Genomic DNA, 20,540 nt, shown 5'->3' with positions numbered 1-20,540 from the left:
GGGCATGTACTTCACCGAAGCCACCCAGCGTCGATTCGCCGGCCGGTTCACGGCCGTCAAGGCACCCGCGGCCGGGGGAGCGCCGGCCCAGCGCGATCCCGGGGTCATCGAGACGGTGACCCGCATGCTCGGGCAGATCCGCGCCGACGGGCTCGCGGCCGTGACCCGCTACGCCGCCGAGCTCGACGGGTACGACGGCAGGCCGCTGGAGATCTCGCGCGAGGAGATGCGCCGCAGCGGGTCGTCGCTGCCGGACGACCTGCGCGAGGCGATCGAGCTCGGTGCCGCCCGCACCAGGGCCTTCGCGGAGGCGTCCCGCGCCGCGCTGAAGGACCTGGAGGTCGAGCTCGAACCCGGCGTGGTCGCCGGGTACCGCTACGTGCCGGTGCAGCGCGTCGGCGCCTACCTGCCCGCGGGCCGTTTCCCGCTGACCGCAAGCGCTTTCATGACCGTCAACGTCGCCAAGGCGGCCGGGGTCCCGTCGGTCGTCGCGTGCACGCCGCCGCAGCCGGACGGCGGTCCCAACCCCGCCGTGCTGTACGCCGCGTACGTGTCCGGAGTGGACCGGGTCTTCCTGCTCGGCGGGGTGCAGGCGCTCGCGGCGATGGCCTACGGCCTGGTCGGCGACGCACCGGTGGACATGCTGGTCGGCGCGGGCAACGCGTTCGTGGCGGAGGCCAAGCGCCAGCTCTTCGGCACGGTCGCGATCGACCTGCTCGCGGGGCCCTCCGAGGTCGCCGTCATCGCCGACGAGACCGCCGACCCCGAACTCGTCGCGGCCGACCTGCTCGGTCAGGCCGAGCACGGCCCGGACTCGCCCGCGGCGCTGATCACGACGAGCGCCGAGCTGGCGACCGCGGTCGCCGCGGAGGCCGACCGACAGCTCGCGACCCTGGCCACCGCGTCGATCGCCGGCCCCGCGTGGCGCGACCACGGCTCGATCACGGTGGCGGCCGACCGCGAGACCGCGGCGGCGCTGATGGACGACCTCGCCCCCGAACACCTGGAGATCCAGACCGCCGACGACGACTGGTACCACGAGCACCTCACCGCCTACGGATCGCTGTTCCTCGGCGCGTGGAGCACCGTCGCCTACTCCGACAAGGGCATGGCCGGGACCAACCACGTGCTGCCCACCGCCGGCGGCGCGCGGCACAGCGCCGGGCTGTCCGTGTCGCGGTTCCTCCGGCCGCTGACCTACCAGCGGGTCGCCCGCGAGGCCACGCCCGTTCTGGCCGACGCCGTCGAGGTCATCTCGGCTTCGGAGGGCATGGCCGCCCACCGCGCGACGGCCGTCCTGCGCACGCGGCGGCTAGCCCCGCAGGAGGTGTGATGGGACGGCCGCTCACCCTGGCGCTCGCCCAGGTTTCCGCCGGACGCGACTTGGCGGGGTTCGCCGCGCACGCCAGCGCGACGGTGCACCGGTTCCCGGGGACCCGGCTGCTGGCCTACCCGGAGCTGCACCTGACCGCGGAGTCCGATGTGGACAGCGCGGAACCGCTCACCGACGGCCCCCGTCACCGGTACTTCGCCGAACTCGCCGGGGACCTGGGGTTGTGGCTGTGCCCGGGCAGTGTCGCCGAGCTCGGCGACGACGGCCACGTCTACGACACGGCCGTCGTGTATTCACCGGAGGGGGAACTGGCCGCGTCCTACCGCAAGGTCTTCCCGTGGCGGCCCCACGAACCGTTCCGGCCGGGCCGCGAGTTCGTGGTGTTCCCCATCCCGGGCGTGGGCCGCGTCGGGCTGTCCGTCTGCTACGACGCGTGGTTCCCCGAGACCACCCGGCACCTGGCCTGGCTCGGGGCCGAGCTCGTGCTCAACGTGGTCCGGACCGACACCGCCGACCGCGCTCAGGAGGTCGTCCTGGCCCGTGCCAACGCGATCGTCAACCAGGTGTTCGTCGCGAGCGTCAACGCGGCAGGTCCGACCGGCGTCGGCCACTCCGTGCTGACCGGACCCGAAGGGCAGGTCCTGGCCGAGCTGCCCGGCGGCACCGAGGAGGTGCTCACGGCCGTGATCGACCTGGACGTGGTGACCGCCGTGCGCCGCCACGGCAGCTTTGGCGTCACGAAGCCGTGGGAGCAGCTGCGCGAGGACGACGAACCGATCCCGTTGCCGCTGTACGGCGGCGCGCTCACCGCGTCGAGGTGGCGTGCGTCCCCCTCGGTACCAGTGCCGGAGCGAACGTGACCCGGCGCGGGGTGTCCGGCGCCTTCCCGGACAGGCGTTCGACCAGCAGGTCCGCCGCGGCCTGCGCCATCCCGTCGAGGTCGTGGCGAACGGTGGTGAGGTCGAAGGTCTCCCAGGAGGCCATCGGCAGGTCGTCGAACCCGATGACGGTCAGGTCGCCGGGCACCGACAGACCCCGCCGCCGCGCCGCGTTCAGCACACCGATCGCGATCACGTCGTTGCCGCAGAAGACCGCGGTGGGACACGGTCCCTCCGCCAGCATGTCGAGCAGTCCCTGGTAGCCGGTGCCCTGGTCGAACGGCCCGCGGCGCACCCGGTGCCGGGGCAGCCCGACCCCGGCCTCGGACAGCCCGACCCGGAATCCCAGCTCCCGGTCGCGCCCCGTGGTGGTGTCCGCGGGACCGCCGATCAGGGCGACATCGGTGTGGCCGAGGCGCACGAGTTCCTCGGCGACGAGCCGGCCGCCGGCCTCGTTGTCGACCACCGCCGCGTCGGCCTTGTCGTTGCCCGTCTCCCGGTTGAGGAAGACGAACGGCAGGCCGCGGCGGGTGAGCTCGGCGGGCAGGGGAGACCCGATCACCGCGGTGGTGAGCACGACGCCGTCGATCGAGCGGTCGAGCAGGCGCTCGGTCTCCAGCGCCGTCTCGCTGCGCTCGGTGAACAGCATCATCCGGTAGCCGTGCTGTTCGAGTTCGTCGTGCAGCGGGCCGATCAGGTGTGGGTAGAACGGGTTGGTCAGGTCGGTGACGACCACTCCGATGCGGCGCGTCGAGCGCGTCGAGAGGCTCCGGCCCGCTTCGCTGGGCACGTAGCCGAGCGCCTCGGCCGCCGCGCGCACCCGCGCGCGGGTGGCCTCCGAAACCCGGTGGTCCCCGCGCAGCGCCCGGGAGACGGTCGGCTGGGACACCCCGGCGAGCCGGGCCACGTCATGGCTCGTGATCGTCATCGGCTGCCCTTCCGGCGCGTGGCTCGTGCATACGCATCCTAGCGGAAACCGCAGTCGGTCGTCCTTGACACACGGGTGTGCGCAGTGATGGTATGCATACGTATGTACAACCGATTTCAGCGAAGGGGTGCCATGGTCACCGACGAGGAGCTGCGCCGCCGCACGATCCGCCGCACCGATTTCGTGTCCTGCAACCAGGCGTTCATCGACTGCCGGACACCGGGATCGGACCGCAAGGAGAACTACTCGATGATCGGCCCGGGGGTGACGCAGAACCCGGACCAGGTGGTGAACCTGCGCGAGCCCCACGGGTTCAGCATCGGCGCCGCGGCGATGCCGCACGGCATCACGAACAATCTGCATCTGCACTTCACGGCCGAGGTGTTCCTGTGCTTCCGCGGCGAGTTCCTGCTGCGGTGGGGTGCGGACGGCGACGAGGGCGAGCTGGTGCTGCGCGAGGGCGACATCGCCTCGATCCCGACGTGGATCTTCCGGGGCTTCACGAACGTTGGCCCCGACGACGGCTGGCTGTTCACGGTGCTCGGGCACGACGACACCGGCGGGATCATCTGGGGCCCGTCCGTGTTGCGGGAGGCCGAGGGCCACGGCCTGTACCTCGGCGCGGACAACCGGCTCATCGACACCGTCGCGGGCGACGAGGTTCCCGACCCGGCCGAGCTGGTCCAGCCGATGGCCCCCGCCGACATCGCGGCCCTGCCCTCCTACGACGTGGCGAAGCTGCGGCGGCGGGTGGCTGCCACCGGCGATCTGCGATGGTCCGCCCGCGCGCTGCTGGGGAGCGTGCTGCCGGGCGGACGCGCCGAGCTGGCCACGGTGATCGGCTTCGGCATGACCGAGGACCGCGACCAGGAACCGCGCATCTACAACCCGCACGGGCACAACGTCGCGTGGCTGCGCGCTGAGCCGGGAGAGGGCCTGCTGCTCCACCGCCACGACGAGACGCAGGTCCTCATGGTGAAGGACGGCGAATGGGAGGTCACGCTCAACCGGCACGACGAGGTCAGCGTGCGCCTCGGCCCGTGGGACATGCTGTCCGTGCCGCGCGGTGCGTGGCGCAGCGTCCGCAACGTGTCCGGTGAGACGGCGACCCTGCTCGTCGTCAACGGCGGTGACGGGCGCGTCCGGCTGGAGTGGGATGAGGAGGTCGTCAAGGCGGCCGCCGACGCCGGTGTCGGCCTGGACCACAACGGCTATCTCGCGCCGTACCACCTGCTGCCCCGCGCGCGATGACGTCACCGCCGGTGGTGCTGGTGCCCGGGATGCTGTGCGACGCGGGCCTCTGGAGCGGTGTCGACGTGCCGGGGCCGGTGGTGCACGCCGAGATCACCGCGCCCTCGATCGGCGGCATGGCCGAGCAGATCCTGTCCGCTGTGGACGGACCGTTCGTGCTCGTCGGAGTCAGTCTCGGCGCCATCGCCGGGTTCGAGGTCGCCCGGCGGACACCCGAGCGGCTGGCCGGGTTCTGCGCGGTGTCGACCAATGCCGGCGCGCCGTCTTCGGAGCAGCTGGCCGGCTGGGCGGAGCTGGACCGGCTCACCGCGGAGGGTGGCTTCGAGGAAGCTGCCGGGCGGATCCTGCCGACCATGTTCGCCGATCCGGATCCGGCTTTGTACCAGCGTTTTCTGGTCATGGCGCGGCGGATCGGGCCGGACACGTTCCGCGCGCAGCTCGCTGCCCAGGCCACCCGGCGCGATTTCCACCCCGCGATCGCAGGGCTGTCCTGCCCGGTCCTGGTGCTGTGCGGCGCACGGGACGTGTTGTGCCCGCCGTCGTTCCACCACGCCATCGCCGCGCAGGCGGCCAACCCCACCCTGCGGGTGCTCCCGAAATCCGGGCACCTGCTGACGCTCGAGGAACCCGCCGCCGCGGCCGAGGTGCTGCGCGACTGGTTGCGTTTCATCCGATGAAGGAGATCCCATGCCCAAGGTCCTGAAATCCGCCGTCCCCGCCGAGCGGGCCGGGCGGGCCGGCGTCGCCGACCGTGTCCGCGCGATCATCGCCGACATCCGGGAACGCGGTGACGCCGCGGTCCGCGACTACTCGGCGAAGTTCGACTCGTGGTCACCCGAGTCGTTCCGCCTCTCCGCCGAACAGGTCGAGGAGATCGTTGCCAGGGTTCCCGCACAGGTGCTCGACGACATCCGGTTCGTGCAGGACCAGGTGCGCACCTTCGCCCGGCACCAGCGGGATTCGTTGCACGAGTTCGAGGTGGAGACCCTGCCGGGTGTCCATTTGGGACAAAAGCACGTGCCGGTATCCGCTGCGGGCGCATACGTCCCCGGTGGCCGGTACCCGCTCACCGCGTCGGCGCACATGACGATCGTGACCGCGAAGGTCGCCGGGGTACCCAGGGTGGCCGCCTGCACGCCGCCGATCCGCGGTGAGGTCCCCGAGGCCACCGTCGCCGCCATGCACCTCGCCGGCGCCGACGAGATCTACCTGCTGGGCGGGGTGCAGGCGGTGGCCGCGCTGGCCGTCGGCACGGAGACCGTGGGGCGGGTCGACCTGATCGCCGGACCGGGCAACGCCTACGTCGCCGAGGCCAAGCGGCAGCTGTTCGGCGAGGTGGGGATCGACCTGTTCGCCGGGCCGACCGAGGTGCTGATCGTGGCCGACCACACGGCAGACCCGTTCGTCGTCGCCGTGGACCTGTTGTCGCAGGCCGAGCACGGGCCGGATTCCCCGGCGGTGCTGATCACGACCTCGGAGGACGTCGCCAGGGAGGTGCTCGACCACGTCGAGGCGTTGCTGCCCGGCATGCCCACCCGCGACTTCGCCGAGCCGGCGTGGTGCGACCACGGCGAGGTCCACGTGGTCGATTCCCTCGACGAGGCGTTCGCGCTGGCCGACACCTACGCGTTCGAGCACGTCCAGGTCCTCACCGAGCAGCCACGGCAGGCGCTGGACAAGATGCGCGACTACGGGGCACTGTTCCTCGGGCCGGGCACGTGCGTGTCCTACGGGGACAAGGTGATCGGCACCAACCACGTCCTGCCCACGCGCGGCGCCGCCCGCTACACCGGCGGGCTCTGGGTCGGCAAGTACCTCAAGACGGTCACCTACCAGGAGGTGACGAGCAGCGAGTCCAGCGTGCGGCTCGGCGAGGTGTGCGGGCGCGCGGCGCGGGTGGAGCTGTTCGAGGGCCACGCGCGCTCCGGCGACGTGCGGGCGGCGGAGTTCCGCCGCGGTGAGCTGTCGTGGAACCCGGCATGAGGGGGCGGACAGCGCTGGTCACGGGCGGCGGCAACGGTCTGGGCCGGGCGATCGCCGTGGCGTTGTCGCGCGAGGGCGTGCGGGTGGTGGTGACCGGGCGGCGGCAGTCCAGTCTGGACGAGACGGTGGCCCGGTTGCCGGGCCCGGGCCGGGCCGCCGTGTGCGACGTCGCCGATCCCGCCTCGGTCGCCGCGCTGGCCGGCGAGCTGGCGGACGAAGAGATCTCGGTGCTGGTCAACAACGCCGGGGTCGCGGGACCGGTCAAGCCGCTGGTCGAGGTCGAGCCGCAGGAGTGGGACGACGTCTTCGCCGTCAACGTCCGCGGGATGTACCTGGTGTGCCGCGCGTTCCTCCCGGCGATGGTCGCGCGCGGGGCGGGCGACGTCATCAACATCGCGTCGGTGAGCGGGAAGCGACCGCTGCTGCGGCGCACGCCGTACTGCGCGTCGAAGATGGCGGTCATCGGCCTGACGGCGACGCTGGCGGGGGAGGTCGGGCCGCTCGGGGTGTCGGTCAACTCACTGTCGCCGGGGCCGGTCGAGGGGCCGCGGATGGACCGCAATTTCCGGCTGGAGGCCGAGCGCACGGGGGTGAGCCGCACCGAGGCGGAGCGGGCGTTCGTGGGGCGGGCGGCACTGGGCCGGATGGTCACGGAACCGGAAGTGGCGGCGGCGGTCCTCGCGATGCTGCGGATGCCGGGGCTGTGCGCGGCCGACATCGACCTGTCCGCGGGGATGGTGGCGCGATGACCACGCTGAAGCAGCGCCTGCGGTCCGGGGAACGACTGCTCGGCGGGCTTTTGCGGCTGCCATCGGAGACGCTCGTCGAGATGGCCGGGGTGGCGGGACTCGACTTCGTGGTGTTCGACTGCGAACACGGGCCCGCCGACCTGGTTCCGTTGCAGCAGCACGTGGTGGCGGCACAGGCCCACGGCCTCGGCGTGTTGGTGCGAGTCGGCGCGGCCGAGCCAGCGCTCGTGCTGCGAGTGCTCGACCTCGGCGCGGACGGGGTGATCGCGCCGCATGTCGACACCGCTGCCCAGGCCCGGGCGGTGGTCGCGGCAGCGCACTACCCGCCACTGGGCGAGCGGGGCTTCGCGACCTACAGCAGGGCCGGCCGGTTCGGCGCGCACAGCATCACCGAGCACCTGGAAAAGGCCGAGGAGACCACGATCGTCGTGCCGATGATCGAGACACCGGCAGGGTGCACCGCGGTACCCGAAATCCTGTCGGTGCCCGGGGTCGACGCGGTCCTCGTGGGCCCCGCCGACCTTTCGGTGGCGATGGGCCTGACCGGCGGCGCGGCCGAACCCCTTGTGGCAGAAGCGACGCAGCGCGTCGCGCGAGCCGCGGAGCGGGCGCGCAAGCCGATGGTGAGCATCGTGGGAAGCGCGGAACAGGCCAAGACCGCACCCCCGGGCGCGGTGATCTACAACCTGACGCACGTCCTGCTCCACACCCTGCGCGCCCTGGCAGCGGCACGAGTGGATTCGTGAACGTCCGTGCGCGCCAGCTTGTCGGCCCCGGTTGCTGCTCGGCTATCGGGACGGACGCGCGGTTACCTACTCCGCTCATGCCGCAGAACGTGCCCCGGTGGAATTGGCGAGAGGACTGGCCACGTTCGTCGCGGGCCTCCGGTTCAAACCCTGTCGTCCCGACGGCGAAGCGGGTTCTCGCAGCTCAGAGCTGTGAGGGCCCGCTTTTTCGTGGTCTCGTGACTGTTCTTCCGGTTTGACTGAAGGGGGTCTACCGCGGCCCTCGGCGCCGGTGTGGCGGTCGTATGTGCAGGAGTGGGATCGGTCGTTGCTGGCGGGGAACTATCCAGAGTCCAAGTCGGTGCAGCAGTTCTTCCGCAGCATGCGGCTCGGGGATCGCGTCTGACGGCGTGCCCCTGTTGGGTGGCGAGCGCTGGTGAACCATGTGCTGTGCGGGTGTCCTGTTCGGAGCATTGGGCCCCCGCACGGCGCGTCCTCTGCTCGGACGGAGTTGCCGCGGTGTGAGCGTGACAGTGGGTGCGGGGTGACACCGTTGTGCTGTGCTCGAAGCATGGTTTCGAATGAGTTGACACCTGAGCAGCGTCGGCTGCGCGCGCAGATCGCCGCGCATGTGTCGTGGGCGAACACCCAAGACCGGGCTGCCCGCACCGCGGCGGCGCGCAAGGCGGCTGTGGATCGGTTTCACAAGCAGGTCGACCCGGAAGGGAAGTTGTCCCCGCAGGAGCGAGCAGTGAAGCTTTCGCTGCCCACGGCGATCGTCGTCATGACGATCGATCACGCCCGGCCTGGTGCTCGATCGGCTAGCTGTATGTGGCCATGATGTTGGTGACGCTGGAGTCGGGAGGCGGGTGGCTGTTCTCCAGCGGCGGTGTGTGGTCGATGGTAGTTGTAGTGCACGTTCCAGACGGCCGGCAGCGGGGCGGTTGGTCGTGTGGCACCTCGCGACGGTCACGCGGGACCGGGGTACCGCCGCGCCGCCGATCGGCCGAAAAGATTGCGTACCCAAGGGGATAGGCCGCCCGGAAGGCTTGATTTCAGTATCTTTCCCCAGAGCGTTGTCAACCGTTCGCGGACGCTCTACGCCTCAGGTGGCAGATCCGCGAGGCATCCGCGCCGCGAGCGCGATGCTGGTTTCACACTTGTGATCTCAAGCATTAACAGCTCAGCTCAAGACCGCCACGATGATTGTTCCGGCTGCGAACGCACCGGAGGCGATGCGGTTGAACAGGCCGTACATCATCTTGGCCTCGTACACCCAGTCGAGTGTGATGGCGTGCGCTTGGCGTAGCCGCCGAAGTGAAAGCCGTCATCCATCGCCCAGTTGCTGGTCGCGCGGCCAAAGGCTTCGCGCTGGAGCCGCCGCACCTCATCATCCAGGAACCGACCGCCCTTGAGGACGGCGAAACCCAGTGCCCGCCGGGTGCCGGTCAGTCCGTCGGCGATCCCGGCCGGCGTCGCACCCGTACCGCAGGCGCAACAGATGACGTCGAGGTTCGCCTCAATCTCCGTCGGCAGTTCGGCGCAGCCGCGCACGCCGAGAGCGTTGCTGCCGCCCTCCGGCATGACGTAGCAGGTGCCGAAGTGCTCGGCCAGCGCTGCCACGACGTCCGGCTCACCACCCCGACCGTGTCGAAGCCGAGGATGTGACCGACGGCGGCTACCGCCCGCAGGTGGTTCGAGTACGTCCCGCCGAAGCTGGACATCTATTTCCGCGACCCGCACTCGCCTGGCAGCGCAGCACGAACGAAAACACCAACGGCCTTCTCCGCCAGTACTTTCCGAAGTTCACCGACCTGTCCGGCTACCACCCCGACTACCTCGAGCTCGTGGCTGCCGAACTCAACAACCGGCCTCGCAAACGCCTCGGCCGGCGCAGCCCCGCCGAAACTCGCACTCAACGCTTTCGAGATCGCCTTCGACGGCCGACTCGCACCTGCCGTCCCGGCACCCTCGGGCCGGCTCGCCCTGCACTCGCTAGTCGACGTCGAGTCCAAAAAAAACGATAGTACGTAGACATTGCTCGACGTTGCGTCTAGCATTGTCGTCGCTGTGACACCGTCGTCACGTGAAAGGACTCGCGTATGAGTGCCCCCACCCCCGTCGCCGATCTCAGCGGCCGATGCGCCCTCGTCGTCGGTGCGAGTCGTGGCATCGGTGCGTCGGCTGCGACGGCTCTCGCCGCGCGCGGTGCACGGGTCGCGGTCTCGGCCCGGACCGCGGCGAGCCTGCACGGCGTCGCCGACCAGGTGCGCGCGACGGGAGCCGAGGCGCACGTTGTCGCCGCGGATGTCACCGACCCGGACTCCGCCCAGCGGGTACTCGATGAGGTGACCGAAGGACTTGGCCCGGTCGACGTGCTCGTCTACGCCACCGGACAGAGTGCCGTAGGACGGTTCGAGGACCTCTCCGACGACGACTGGCGGCGGCTCTACGAGGTCAACGTCCTCGGCGCCGTCCGTCTCGCCCGTGCGGTGCTTCCCCACATGCGCGACCAGGGCTGGGGCCGCGTCATCAACGTCGCGTCCACGGCTGCCAAGTACGGCAGCAAGCTGCAGAGCCCCTACAACGCCACCAAGCACGCGCTCCTCGGCCTGACCCGGTGCCTGGCCCTGGAGACCGCGGGCACCGGAATCACCGTGAACGCCGTGTGCCCGGGCTTCGTCGACACCGAAATGGTCCAGCAGGCTGTCCCGCTCTGGGCAACGCAGCTGGGCGTGCCGGAGAGTGCGGTCATCCCCGGCCTGCTGAGCCGGGTTCCCCTCGGCCGGCTGCTTCAGCCCGATGAGGTCGCACAGCTCATCGGCTACCTGGCTTCGCCGGCCGCGGGCGGCATGACCGGGCAAGGTCTCACGCTCGACGGTGGCCTCATCCTCGTCTGACCTCCACCCCGGCCTTCGTCCCGGGGTCCACCCAGCCAGAACGGATTCGGAAGACCATGACCACTCGAATTGTGCTGCGCGGAGCGCAGATCATCACCATGGACCCCGCGACCGGTGTCCTTCCCGAAGGCGACGTCCTCATCGAAGACGGCGTCATCGCGGCCGTCGCCCCCCACCTCGACGTCGAGGACGCCGACATCGTCGACATCCGGGGCCACGTGCTGGCGCCGGGCATGGTGGACACCCACCGTCACACCTGGCAGACCCAGATGCGCGCGATCTGCGCCGACTGGACGCTGGCCGACTACTTCTACGGCATCCGCCTCGCCGTCTCTCCGTCCTACACTCCTGAGGACGTGCACCTGGGCAACAAGCTCGGCGCGCTCGAGGCGCTGAACGCCGGAGTCACCACCGTCCTGGACTTCTCCCACTGCAACAACACCCCCGAGCACTCCGACGCAGCGGTGACCGGGCTGCGGGAGTCGGGTGTCCGTGCCAAGTTCTGCTACGGCTTCTTCGAGAGCAGCCCCTACGCGCCGCCGCACTTCGCCGATCACGCCGCACGGGTGAGGGACTTCGAGCGTATCGCCGGCACCTACTTCAGCGGCGACGGTCTGGTCACGCTCGGTGTCGCGCTCAACGAACTCGGCCTCGTGCCGTTCTCGAACACGCGCACCGAGATCGAGCTGGCCCGCGCCCACGACGCCCTCATCGCCACCCACATGGCCTGCGTCTGGCAGATGCCCTCGGGTTTCGACGAGATCGCCCGTGCCGGTTTGCTCGGCCCCGACCAGGTGCACATTCACTGCAACGCACTCACCGACGACCAGTGGCGTCAGCTGGCCGACGCGGGAGCGAAAGTGTCCATCTCCGTCGAGACCGAGCTCAACATGGGCATGGGGCGCCCGGTGTTCGCGAAGTGCGAGGAGTTCGGCGTCAAGCCGACGCTGTCGTGCGATGTCGTGTCGCTGAACTCGGGCGACCTGGCAAGCCAGGCCCGCCTGGGTATCGCCTTCAAGCGGTGGGCCGACACCGAGCACCTGAACCTCGCAGGCAAGGACGTGGAACGAGTCACCACCACGGCGCTGCAGGCGCTCGAGTGGTCGACCGTCAACGGTGCCGAAGCCTGCGGCCTCGGCGATGTCGTCGGCAGCATCACGGTCGGCAAACAAGCCGACCTGATGGTCGTGGGTGGTCCTGGCATCGGGCAGCATCCCGTCGTCGACGCGCCCGGCACGGTGATCTTCCAGACCACGCCGTCCGACGTCCGCCACGTCCTGGTCGCCGGCAACTTCGTCAAGCGAGACGGGGTGCTGGTCGGTCACGACCTCCCCAAGCTTCTCGCCGAAGCCGACGAGTCCGCGAGCCGGGTGCTCGAACGGATTCGGTCCGCTGGGGGGCCGTTCCCCGCGACTCCGGCCGAGGGCTTCGACGAAACGACCGCGCTGGCGCTCGCCAACCTGGCGGGCTGACCGGCATGGGCGACTTCGCGAGCGCGGGTCCCGCGCCGGCCGAGGACCTCGAACTGCTGCGCAGCTACATCGAGCAGTGCACCAACTGGGGGCGGTGGGGCGAGGACGACGAGATCGGTGCGGTCAACCTCATCGACGCGGACGCGATCTGTCGCGCGGCCGCTCTGGTGAAGGCGGGACGGACGGTGTCGCTCACGATGCCCTACGACAACACCGGCCCGCAAGACGGCTCCCTGCGGTCCAACCCGCAGCTGGTGACCACGGCGACGGGCCTGGATTACCTTGCGGGCACTCAGGACTTCCTCCCCGGAGGGGGTACGTCGAAGGGGTTCGGCTATTCCGACGACATCGTCATCATGGCGAACCAGGCCGGGACCCAGTGGGACTCGCTGTCGCACATCTTCTGGGACGGCAAGATGTACAACGGGCGATCCGCGGCGGAGTCCACCTCCGCCGGCAGCCGATCCAACGGCATCGAGAACTACGCCGGGCGAATCGTCACGCGCGGCGTTCTCGTGGACCTGCCCCAACTGCGCGGTGGCGCCGCACTGGAGCCCGGATACGCGGTGTCCGTCGCCCACCTCGAGGAGTTCCTCGCCGCCCACTCCCTGGCAGTCCAGCCGGGCGACGCGCTGGTGCTCCGCACGGGTTTCCTCGGCGAGCGGCGTGGCCGCTGGGGCGACTACGCCGGCGGACCGGCGCCGGGGCTGTCCCTGCACACCGCACCCTGGCTGCACCGGCAGGGTGTCGCCGCGATCGCGGCCGACACCTGGGGCGTGGAGGTACGGCCGAACGAAATCGGGGTCTACCAGCCGCTTCACGTGGTCTCGCTGGTGCACACCGGAATCGCGTTCGGCGAGATGTTCGATCTCGACGCGCTCGCGGCGGACTGCGCCGCCGACGGCGTCTACGAGTTCATGTTCGTCGCATCGCCTTTGCCGCTGACCGGCGCCGCCGGAGCTCCGGTCAGCGCGGTGGCGATCAAGTGACAGAGGATGGACGAGGAAGGGAAAGAGATGACGCACGACTCCACGGCGTCGGCTGAGCTGCTGTGGTCGCCCCCCGATGGTGGTGCGGGAAGCCGTCTCGCCGAGTTCGCAGCCTGGCTCGGCCGGCGGCATGGCGTCTCGTTCGGCTCTTACGCCGAACTGTGGCAGTGGTCGGTGGACAACCTGGCTGCGTTCTGGGCCGACGTCGCCGAGTACTTCGACGTAGCGAGGGGCGTCGCACCGGAGGATGCGCTGGTGGACGCGGCGATGCCGGGTGCTGTCTGGTTCCCCGCCGTCCGGGTGAACTTCGCCGAACGCATCCTGGCGGCCCACGACGACGACCAACCGGCCTTGGTCGCGCGCACCGAATCCGGCGCGGTCGTCGAGCTCACCGGCGCCGACCTTCGACGCCAGGTCGGCGCACTTGCCGCCTCGCTGCGCCGGATGGGCGTGGGTGAGGGGGACCGGGTCGCGGCTTACCTGCCCAACACCGAGCACGCGGTCATCGCGTTCCTCGCTACGGCCTCGATCGGAGCGGTGTGGACGATGTGTGCGCCCGAGTTCGGCGTGCGAAGCGTCCTGGACCGCCTCGCGCAGACCGAACCGAAGGTCCTGATCGCGGCGGACGGCTACCACTTCGGCGGAAAGCTCCACGACCGGACCGCGGCCGCGCTGCAGGTCCTGGGCGAGCTCCCCACCGTGCGGGCGTGCATCTGGGTCGGCCGCGGGGAATCTCACCCGGCCCCCGACGTCCGGGACGGGGTCGCGTTGCACAGGTGGCACGACGTCATCGGCGGCAACGAGCCGCTTTCCTGCGTCTCCCTCCCGTTCGACCATCCACTGTGGATCCTGTTCTCCTCCGGCACCACGGGCATTCCGAAGGGCATCGTGCACGGCCACGGCGGCATGCTGCTCGAGCAGTACAAGATGCTCGTCCTGCAGAACGACCTCAGGCCCGGCGACGTCTTCTACTGGTACACCTCGACCTCCTGGATGATGTGGAACGTGGTCGTCTCCTCGATGCTGACCGGCGCCACGGCAGTCGTCTACGACGGGAGCCCGACCTATCCGGATCTCGACGTGCAATGGGCTCATGCCGCGCAGTGGGGCCTCACCCACCTCGGAACCAGCGCGGGCTACCTCACCAGCTGCGCGGCGCGAGGGCTTGAGCCGGGCCGCGAGTACGACCTGTCCCGGGTGCGCTTCATCGGCTCGACCGGATCCCCGCTGCCGGCCGCGACCGCGAAGTGGGTCTACGACGCCGTCGGCCGGCATCCCCAGCTGGTGTCCTCCACCGGAGGCACCGACGTCGCCAGCGGGTTTTTCGGCGGAAGCCCCCTGCTTCCCGTGTGGGCAGGCGAACTGTCCGGCCCCATGCTCGGGGTCGCCGTGGCGTCCTTCGACGACGACGGCAAACCCGTGGTGGGCCGGGACGGTGAGCTCGTCATCACCGCACCCATGCCGACCATGCCGTTGTACTTCTGGAACGACCCTGACGGCAGTCGTTACCGGGACGCGTACTTCTCCACGTACCCGGGCGTCTGGCGACACGGCGACTGGGTCGAAATCACCGAACGAGGCACGGCGATCGTGTCCGGGCGCTCGGACTCCACCCTCAACCGGGGCGGCGTTCGCATGGGCACCGCCGACGTGTACGCCGCGCTCACCCGGATCCCGCAGATCGCCGACTCGATGATGATCGGCGTGGAACTGGACGACGGAAAGTACTGGATGCCGTTGTTCGTGCAGCTGGCGGACGGCGCCGAACTGGACGACGAGCTGCGCGAGACGATCAGCCGGGTGATCGCGGACAGCGCCAGCCGCCGGCACGTCCCGGACGAGATCCTCGCGGTCCCCGGCATCCCGCGTACCCGCACGGGGAAGCGGATCGAGGTCCCGGTCAAGAGGCTCTTCCAAGGCGCCGCGCCGGAGCACGTCGCCAGCGCGGGCAGCCTCGACGACCCGTCCCTCATCGACCACTACGCGGCCATCGCCGCGGCACGCCGCACGGAGGTAGCGCAGTGAACGCCGACCACGATGTCAGCGGAGCGGAACTCGTCCGGCTCACCGACCGGGTGTGGGCCTGGATCCAGGCGGACGGGACCTGGTGGGTCAACAACGCGGGAGCGGTCGCCGGCGAGCGCGGCCTGTGCATCGTCGACACGTGCGCCACCGCGACCCGGACCCGGGCGTTCCTGGCTGCCGTGGGCGACAACGTGGGAACCCCGATCCGATGGGCGTTCAACACGCACGCCCACGGCGACCACACGTACGGCAACTCGCTCCTGCCTGCGGACACGATGCTGATCGGGCAGCGTGCGATGTGCGACTACCTGCGCACGGATCCGGTCATCGACGGGTGCCCCCCGTTGTGGGAGCCCGTGCCGAACTGGGGCGAGGTCACCCGCCGCGTTCCCGAGGTCGAATTCACCGACGACCTCACTCTCGACGCCGGCAACCTGCGTGTCGAGCTCCGGCACCCCGGATATCCGGCTCACACCACCGGAGACGGGGTCGCGTGGATCCCCGACGAAGGCGTCCTGTTCACCGGCGACCTCCTGTTCAACGGGCTCACCCCACTGGTGTTCATGGGGAGCGTCGACGGCGCCCTCCGGTCGCTCGAGTGGCTCACCGGGTTCGGCGCGACGCAGATCGTCCCCGGCCACGGACCGGTCATCAGCGGACCCGATCTCGACCGCGTGCTGGCCGACCACGAGGAGTACTACCGCCTGATCCAGGCGCTCGCGGCAGAAGGCATCCAGAACGGCAAAGAGCCCCTGGAGGTCGCCGTGGCCGCCGACCTGGGCCGCTTCTCCGGCTGGGCCGACAATGAACGGCTCGTGCCGAACCTGCACCGGGCCTATGCCGACCGCGGCGCCGGCGAGGTCGATGTCGTGACGGCGCTCGCTGACGCCGTGACGTGGCGCGGCCGGCCGATGCGCACCGTGGTCTGACCCACTCACCAGCTTGAAGGGAACGCCTTGTACGCGATCAGGATCGCTTCCCCCGACGGGCCCGGCGCGGCCGTACTGACCGAGGTGCCGGCTCCCGATCCGGGCGCGGACGTCGTCATCGACGTGCACGCGGCCGGCGTCACCTACCCTGACCTGCTGCTCAGCCGCGGGCAGTACCAGATGAAGCCGAATTACCCGTTCGTCCCCGGCTCCGAGGTCGCCGGCGTGGTCCACTCCGCTCCAGCGGAGTCGGGTTTCCACACCGGAGACCGCGTGGCCGGGGTCAGCGTCTACGGCGGCTGGGCCGAGCAGGTGGCCGTTCCCGCCCACGCCGTCTTCCCGCTGCCCGCGAACGTGTCCTTCGCCGCCGCCGCGGGCATTCCCATGAACTACCTCACCATGCATTTCGGCCTTCTGCGCCGCGGCCGGCTGCAGGCCGGGGAATCGGTGCTCGTCCACGGAGCCGCCGGCGGCATCGGTACCGCCGCCATCCAGGTCGCCGGGGCGTACGGGGCCACCGTCATCGCCGTGGCGTCCAGCGACGACAAGCGTGAACTCGCCCTGCGCGCCGGCGCTCACCACGCGGTCGACGCCGGCGACTTCCGGGCGGCCGTCGCCGACATCACCGGCGGCGCGGGCGTCGACCTCGTGGTCGACCCGGTCGGCGGCGACCGCGTCACCGACTCCCTTCGCAGCCTGCGCGCCGAGGGCAGGCTCCTCGTCATCGGCTTCACCGGAGGCGAGATCCCGACCGTCCGCCTCAACCGGCTGCTGCTCAACAACGTGTCGGCCGTCGGAGTCGGGTGGGGAGCCTACTGGCTCCCCAGACCCGCCTACCTCGCCGAACAGTGGGCGGAGATCCGGCCGCATCTGGAGTCCGGCGCATTCTCGCCGGCCCTGGGGCACCGCTTCCCGCTCTCTGACGCTGCCGAGGCCCTGCGCACCCTCGACCGCCGCGGTGCTCTCGGCAAGATCGTGCTGGAGGTGCGGTGATCGCCGGATCGCCGCATTGATGAACGGGCACGGACGCGGTGACCACTAGGATGGATCGCGTGACGAGCGCAGATTCATCCACCCGCCGACGGCGCCGCGTAACGCCTCGCAAAGGTGACCTGCGGGAGCAAGCGATCCTCGACGCCGCCGAGGCACAGCTCGAGACCGAGACGCTCGAGGGCATGACGGTGGAGTCGATCGCGCGCGGCGCGGGAATCACCCGCAACGCTTTGTACTTCTACTTCGCCTCCAAACAGGACGTGCTGACAGCGCTCGTGCGTCGAACAGTCGGCGAGCTCGCCGAGGACGCGGAATCCACCGCTGCCGGCACGACATCGGATCCGCGCGAGAGCATCCTCCGAGCCATGCGCGGTGTCGAGGGATCCTGGCGCAGGCATGGCAGAGTCATGCGGGCCGCTGTCGAGCTGGGCGCCGTCATCCCGGACATCGGGGTCATGTGGAACGACACTGTGGATCGATACATCGCGGTGATGAGCGACGTTCTCCGCCGAGCAGGGCTGCCGGACGACGGTCCGTCTTCAGCGCACGAGGTGGCCTCCGCGCTCTGCTGGATGACCGAGCGCAATTTCTATCGAGCCTCCGTGCAAAGCGACACCGAGGCGAGCCTTTCTCACGTCAGCGACGTGTGCAGCGGCATCTGGCTCGCCATGCTGCCCTGAATTCGCTGTGCACCGGTTGCCGCCACACCGCACCGCGAGGCGGGTGTGGGGCACGCCGGCGTTTTTCGGAAACCTCGGTGGCCCGCGGCCCCTTCGTCACACTCGATGATCGCCATCAGCGCCGCGGTGTAGGGGGCCGGGTCGGGATCGCCGCGGACGGCGAGTTGCTGGGTGTAGGCGTGGCAGAGGGCCACGAACACTTCGGCGACCCGTTCCGCGTCGGCGGATTTGCGATGCGGCAGAAGCGCGGCGACCGCCTGGCGCAGGTCCTCGAGCTGGCGCTGGACCAGGGCCGCGAGGGCGGGGGAGACGGCGGCCTCGGCGTAGATCTGGGCGACCAGCCGGGCGTGGTCCTCCTCGCGCGCCAGGGTGCGGATGTGCTGGAGGAAGTCGTGCGCGGACTCGGCCGTCAGCTCGGCGGGCAGCATGTGGGTCGCCTGCTCGCAGATGGCCGCGACGATCTGGTCCTTGCTCATCCCGCGGAACCTCGACTCGCACCTCGCCGGCAGCGTCCGAGATCACGGTCTTCGACCGAGTCCCGTTTCGCGCAATGCTTTGACCGCGTCCTGGAACGGTTCGACCGGCGCGATCAGGAGCCCCGCGCCAGCGTGACCACCCTCGCGGAGTGCTGCGCCCATGTGAATGCTCGGCGTGATGCCGGACGCGGCTACCTGTGCCGCGTCGATCCCGAACGGGACGCCTCGGAAGGCTAGGTACGGAATCTTCCATGTCGGATGTTCGGCGTGCGTGATGTCGTACATCGCGTTCGTCGTCTGCACCATGTGATCGACCGAACCGCCGCTGTAGTCCTGGAGGGAGAAGGCCGCGGCTGCAGCCATGCCGCCCAGGCCGACCGTCTCGGTAATGAGACTTTCGCCGCCCATGAACGCCGTGTCCTCGGGCCTGAGGCCGTCGAACAACTTCGCCCGTAGCGGGGGAATCGGCGCCCGGAACCAGCGTCGTCCGGTGCCGGCGGTGCGAATCGCGAACTGCCGCTCGTTGAGCGTCATGGCAGTCACGATGGTGCTCCCCACCATCCCTGCTGCGCGATCAGCGATGCACTTGCCCGTCGCCATGGCGACGTGGAGGAAGAACAAGTCGTTCTGACGAAGGAAGTCGAGAACCTCACGGGTAGCAGCGCCGAGCCCGTTGGCGTCGAGGACCGGTCCGCTCAACTGTTGATACAGGACGGCGGTAGCGGCGGTGTTGCGGCTGTGCAGGTCATCCCCCATGCCCAGAGCGCGGCGGATGATGGGGCTCAGCCGCAGCCCACCGACATGCCGCAGACCTGCCGACAGTTGCGGAGCCAAGACCTCTCGCAACCAGGTCAGGCGTCGCTGCACTGCGTCGTTCCAGACTCCGTAGGTCAGGCGTTGACGCTCGCTGCCCTCGTAGAGCAGGCAGTGCCCGCGACCGCCGGTGACCGGATCCTCCACAACCCACACCGGCATGGAGGCCGAGGTGACGCCCGTGACGGAGCCGACGCAGCCGTAGTCATGGCAGGGCCGGACGATGATCTTCCCCTCGTGCAGCAAGGCGTCGGCCTCCGCAAGCGAGTCGGCGAGCCCCTCGAACACGGCCGCTCCGAGGACCGCCCGACGCTGACCACCGGTGTACTGCCCCCACTCCAGCGGCGCTCCCGAGACGAGGATCGTGTGCGGCGTCATGCCCGGCAGGGCTTCGAGCGCGGGGGCGACATCGACCAGGATCGGGTCGACAGCCAGCATGGCCGCGACCGCCGGCTCGTTGGCTCCCTCGCGGTCGGTCCTCGGGGCCTGGCCGGCGACGTGTGCGCTCGTCATGCCCACCTCGCGATGAACTTGGCGGCGGCCGCATTCACCTGATCAGGCTTCGAAGCACTCAGGAAGTGGTGGCCGCCGTCGATCACCTCGAGGTGGGCGTCGGCCGAGCGCGTGAGGAGTTTGATCTCCTCTTCGGCGTTGGCGATCGAGTAGACCTGGTCGGCGGTGCCGTGCAGCCACAGCACCGGCGGTCGCACCTCATCCAACCGGCCGTGGAGACCGTCGCGATCGCGCAGGTTGATCGTGCACAGGCGAAGGCGGTGCCGGCCGGCGTCTCCGGCGTAATTCCTCCGATATGTCGTGAGCCAGAATTTGCGCTCGTCGTGGGTCAGACCGCCGAGTGCCGCGTCGAAGGTGTCGTCCACGAACTGGTCCGGCACCACCCAATCAGAATCGACCGAATCGGCGAATGCGTCGATGAAGGGTGTGCAGAACCCCGGACCGTCCCAGCAACCGAGGTCGCGGGTGCGCTGGCTCTCGGTGTCGAGCGACGTGCCCAGCGGGATCAGCCCTTTGACGACCTGGGGCGCCATCAATGCCATGCGGACGGCGATCCAGCCGCCCTGGGAGGTCCCCAGCACGAATGCCTCGCTGATGCCCAGGGCGGCGAGCGCCTGGAGGTTGGCGGTCGCGCTGTCCCAGTAGGTGAAGTGCTCGTACCCCGCTCGGGTGCGGCCGTGCCCGAATGGCTCGAGGGCGAGGAGATTCACCACCCCGTTCAGCGCCGGGTCCGCGAACTGCGGCCGGTACAGGTCGGCGGAGGTGGTGTAAGAGTTGATCATGACCAGCGTGGGCAGTTCAGGATCGTAAGGCCTGCCGAAGGTCGCACCGATCACCGAACCCCCGAGGTGCGGGACGTCGATGGTGTGCTCGATGGTGCTCATGCGTCGTGTCTCCTGTTGT

At 70.0% G+C, this 20,540-nt stretch carries 20 protein-coding genes and 2 pseudogenes; 16 read left to right on the top strand and 6 right to left on the bottom strand.

Features of this window, described 5'->3' with window-relative positions; genetic code table 11:
* Positions 1-4: 4 nt before the first annotated feature.
* Both hisD (FHX82_RS31985) and FHX82_RS31980 read left to right on the top strand, forming a co-directional pair.
* Positions 5-1,333 carry a histidinol dehydrogenase gene (gene hisD, locus FHX82_RS31985; RefSeq protein ID WP_145935981.1) on the top strand — a complete coding sequence of 443 codons (1,329 nt, stop codon included), beginning with the start codon at positions 5-7 and terminating at the stop codon, positions 1,331-1,333.
* Positions 1,333-2,193 (top strand): carbon-nitrogen hydrolase family protein, encoded by an 861-nt coding sequence (locus tag FHX82_RS31980; RefSeq protein WP_145935982.1) that lies wholly within the window; start codon positions 1,333-1,335, stop codon positions 2,191-2,193. Before hisD (FHX82_RS31985) ends, FHX82_RS31980 begins: the two co-directional genes overlap by 1 nt.
* Here the strand turns inward: FHX82_RS31980 and FHX82_RS31975 are convergent.
* Positions 2,138-3,139, bottom strand: coding sequence for a LacI family DNA-binding transcriptional regulator (locus FHX82_RS31975; RefSeq protein ID WP_145935983.1), 1,002 nt, complete (start codon positions 3,137-3,139; stop codon positions 2,138-2,140). The genes FHX82_RS31980 and FHX82_RS31975 overlap by 56 nt on opposite strands.
* Positions 3,140-3,271: 132 nt before the next feature.
* On the opposite strand from FHX82_RS31975, the gene FHX82_RS31970 reads away from it, so the two are divergent.
* From FHX82_RS31970 to FHX82_RS31945, 6 genes are all read left to right on the top strand, one after another.
* Positions 3,272-4,390, top strand: coding sequence for a cupin domain-containing protein (locus FHX82_RS31970; protein ID WP_145935984.1), 1,119 nt, complete (start codon positions 3,272-3,274; stop codon positions 4,388-4,390).
* Positions 4,387-5,067 (top strand): alpha/beta fold hydrolase, encoded by a 681-nt coding sequence (locus tag FHX82_RS31965; RefSeq protein ID WP_145935985.1) that lies wholly within the window; start codon positions 4,387-4,389, stop codon positions 5,065-5,067. Before FHX82_RS31970 ends, FHX82_RS31965 begins: the two co-directional genes overlap by 4 nt.
* A 10-nt stretch (positions 5,068-5,077) precedes the next feature.
* On the top strand, positions 5,078-6,373 hold the full coding sequence (gene hisD / locus FHX82_RS31960; protein WP_145935986.1) for a histidinol dehydrogenase: 1,296 nt from the start codon (positions 5,078-5,080) through the stop codon (positions 6,371-6,373).
* Positions 6,370-7,122, top strand: coding sequence for an SDR family NAD(P)-dependent oxidoreductase (locus FHX82_RS31955; RefSeq protein WP_183176952.1), 753 nt, complete (start codon positions 6,370-6,372; stop codon positions 7,120-7,122). Before hisD (FHX82_RS31960) ends, FHX82_RS31955 begins: the two co-directional genes overlap by 4 nt.
* On the top strand, positions 7,119-7,868 hold the full coding sequence (locus FHX82_RS31950; protein ID WP_145935988.1) for an HpcH/HpaI aldolase family protein: 750 nt from the start codon (positions 7,119-7,121) through the stop codon (positions 7,866-7,868). The genes FHX82_RS31955 and FHX82_RS31950 overlap by 4 nt, the downstream gene beginning before the upstream one ends.
* Positions 7,869-8,418: 550 nt before the next feature.
* Complete coding sequence (locus FHX82_RS31945) at positions 8,419-8,688, top strand: hypothetical protein (protein ID WP_145935989.1); 270 nt, start codon at positions 8,419-8,421, stop codon at positions 8,686-8,688.
* On the opposite strand, the pseudogene FHX82_RS36665 reads toward FHX82_RS31945, so the two are convergent.
* Both FHX82_RS36665 and FHX82_RS31940 read right to left on the bottom strand, forming a co-directional pair.
* A pseudogene (locus tag FHX82_RS36665) lies at positions 8,669-8,774 on the bottom strand (IS481 family transposase); the annotation flags it as partial. The gene FHX82_RS31945 and the pseudogene FHX82_RS36665 overlap by 20 nt on opposite strands.
* A 330-nt stretch (positions 8,775-9,104) precedes the next feature.
* Positions 9,105-9,470 (bottom strand): hypothetical protein, encoded by a 366-nt coding sequence (locus tag FHX82_RS31940; protein ID WP_229881459.1) that lies wholly within the window; start codon positions 9,468-9,470, stop codon positions 9,105-9,107.
* Positions 9,471-9,569: 99 nt separating this feature from the next.
* Here FHX82_RS31940 and FHX82_RS38195 point away from each other — a divergent pair.
* The 8 genes and pseudogenes from FHX82_RS38195 to FHX82_RS31900 all read left to right on the top strand — a co-directional run.
* Positions 9,570-9,874 (top strand): annotated as a pseudogene (locus tag FHX82_RS38195) (transposase); the annotation flags it as partial.
* Between the two features lie 75 nt (positions 9,875-9,949).
* Positions 9,950-10,747, top strand: a complete 798-nt coding sequence (locus FHX82_RS31930; RefSeq protein ID WP_145935990.1) for an SDR family NAD(P)-dependent oxidoreductase — start codon at positions 9,950-9,952, stop codon at positions 10,745-10,747.
* A gap of 56 nt (positions 10,748-10,803) precedes the next feature.
* Positions 10,804-12,219: an amidohydrolase family protein gene (locus FHX82_RS31925; RefSeq protein ID WP_145935991.1), complete on the top strand. Its 1,416-nt coding sequence runs from the start codon at positions 10,804-10,806 to the stop codon at positions 12,217-12,219.
* Positions 12,220-12,224: 5 nt separating this feature from the next.
* Positions 12,225-13,208 (top strand): cyclase family protein, encoded by a 984-nt coding sequence (locus FHX82_RS31920; RefSeq protein ID WP_145935992.1) that lies wholly within the window; start codon positions 12,225-12,227, stop codon positions 13,206-13,208.
* Between the two features lie 27 nt (positions 13,209-13,235).
* Positions 13,236-15,233 carry an acetoacetate--CoA ligase gene (locus FHX82_RS31915; protein ID WP_145935993.1) on the top strand — a complete coding sequence of 666 codons (1,998 nt, stop codon included), beginning with the start codon at positions 13,236-13,238 and terminating at the stop codon, positions 15,231-15,233.
* Complete coding sequence (locus FHX82_RS31910) at positions 15,230-16,162, top strand: MBL fold metallo-hydrolase (protein ID WP_145935994.1); 933 nt, start codon at positions 15,230-15,232, stop codon at positions 16,160-16,162. Before FHX82_RS31915 ends, FHX82_RS31910 begins: the two co-directional genes overlap by 4 nt.
* A 27-nt stretch (positions 16,163-16,189) precedes the next feature.
* Positions 16,190-17,155 (top strand): NADPH:quinone oxidoreductase family protein, encoded by a 966-nt coding sequence (locus FHX82_RS31905; RefSeq protein WP_145935995.1) that lies wholly within the window; start codon positions 16,190-16,192, stop codon positions 17,153-17,155.
* 59 nt (positions 17,156-17,214) lie between these two features.
* Complete coding sequence (locus FHX82_RS31900) at positions 17,215-17,835, top strand: TetR/AcrR family transcriptional regulator (RefSeq protein WP_229881462.1); 621 nt, start codon at positions 17,215-17,217, stop codon at positions 17,833-17,835.
* Here FHX82_RS31900 and FHX82_RS31895 read toward each other — a convergent pair.
* The 3 genes from FHX82_RS31895 to FHX82_RS31885 are packed head-to-tail and all read right to left on the bottom strand — an operon-like array spanning position 17,787 to position 20,521.
* The gene (locus FHX82_RS31895; RefSeq protein WP_145935997.1) at positions 17,787-18,311 is read right to left on the bottom strand and encodes a hypothetical protein; all 525 of its coding nucleotides are present in this window, start codon (positions 18,309-18,311) and stop codon (positions 17,787-17,789) included. The genes FHX82_RS31900 and FHX82_RS31895 overlap by 49 nt on opposite strands.
* 42 nt (positions 18,312-18,353) lie before the next feature.
* Entirely contained in the window at positions 18,354-19,637 is a 1,284-nt protein-coding gene (locus FHX82_RS31890; protein WP_145935998.1) for a YlbE family protein, read from the bottom strand.
* Positions 19,634-20,521, bottom strand: coding sequence for an alpha/beta fold hydrolase (locus FHX82_RS31885; RefSeq protein WP_145935999.1), 888 nt, complete (start codon positions 20,519-20,521; stop codon positions 19,634-19,636). The genes FHX82_RS31890 and FHX82_RS31885 overlap by 4 nt, the downstream gene beginning before the upstream one ends.
* Positions 20,522-20,540 lie beyond the last annotated feature (19 nt).

The organism is Amycolatopsis bartoniae (assembly GCF_014191255.1).
GTDB classification, from domain to species: Bacteria; Actinomycetota; Actinomycetes; order Mycobacteriales; family Pseudonocardiaceae; genus Amycolatopsis_E; species Amycolatopsis_E bartoniae.
This window is presented reverse-complemented; position numbering and strand designations above follow the sequence as displayed.

Bases quoted from the DNA above. Each gene is read 5' to 3' on its own strand.
- FHX82_RS31925 (WP_145935991.1), top strand. From the start codon at position 10,804: ATGACCACTCGAATTGTGCTGCGCGGAGCGCAGATCATCACCATGGAC.
- FHX82_RS31915 (WP_145935993.1), top strand. From the start codon at position 13,236: ATGACGCACGACTCCACGGCGTCGGCTGAGCTGCTGTGGTCGCCCCCC.
- FHX82_RS31980 (WP_145935982.1), top strand. From the start codon at position 1,333: ATGGGACGGCCGCTCACCCTGGCGCTCGCCCAGGTTTCCGCCGGACGC.
- FHX82_RS31920 (WP_145935992.1), top strand. From the start codon at position 12,225: ATGGGCGACTTCGCGAGCGCGGGTCCCGCGCCGGCCGAGGACCTCGAA.
- FHX82_RS31970 (WP_145935984.1), top strand. From the start codon at position 3,272: ATGGTCACCGACGAGGAGCTGCGCCGCCGCACGATCCGCCGCACCGAT.
- hisD (WP_145935981.1), top strand. From the start codon at position 5: ATGTACTTCACCGAAGCCACCCAGCGTCGATTCGCCGGCCGGTTCACG.
- FHX82_RS31885 (WP_145935999.1), bottom strand. From the start codon at position 20,521: ATGAGCACCATCGAGCACACCATCGACGTCCCGCACCTCGGGGGTTCG.
- FHX82_RS31965 (WP_145935985.1), top strand. From the start codon at position 4,387: ATGACGTCACCGCCGGTGGTGCTGGTGCCCGGGATGCTGTGCGACGCG.
- hisD (WP_145935986.1), top strand. From the start codon at position 5,078: ATGCCCAAGGTCCTGAAATCCGCCGTCCCCGCCGAGCGGGCCGGGCGG.
- FHX82_RS31895 (WP_145935997.1), bottom strand. From the start codon at position 18,311: ATGAGCAAGGACCAGATCGTCGCGGCCATCTGCGAGCAGGCGACCCAC.
- FHX82_RS31950 (WP_145935988.1), top strand. From the start codon at position 7,119: ATGACCACGCTGAAGCAGCGCCTGCGGTCCGGGGAACGACTGCTCGGC.
- FHX82_RS31930 (WP_145935990.1), top strand. From the start codon at position 9,950: ATGAGTGCCCCCACCCCCGTCGCCGATCTCAGCGGCCGATGCGCCCTC.
- FHX82_RS31890 (WP_145935998.1), bottom strand. From the start codon at position 19,637: ATGACGAGCGCACACGTCGCCGGCCAGGCCCCGAGGACCGACCGCGAG.
- FHX82_RS31955 (WP_183176952.1), top strand. From the start codon at position 6,370: ATGAGGGGGCGGACAGCGCTGGTCACGGGCGGCGGCAACGGTCTGGGC.
- FHX82_RS31945 (WP_145935989.1), top strand. From the start codon at position 8,419: ATGGTTTCGAATGAGTTGACACCTGAGCAGCGTCGGCTGCGCGCGCAG.
- FHX82_RS31975 (WP_145935983.1), bottom strand. From the start codon at position 3,139: ATGACGATCACGAGCCATGACGTGGCCCGGCTCGCCGGGGTGTCCCAG.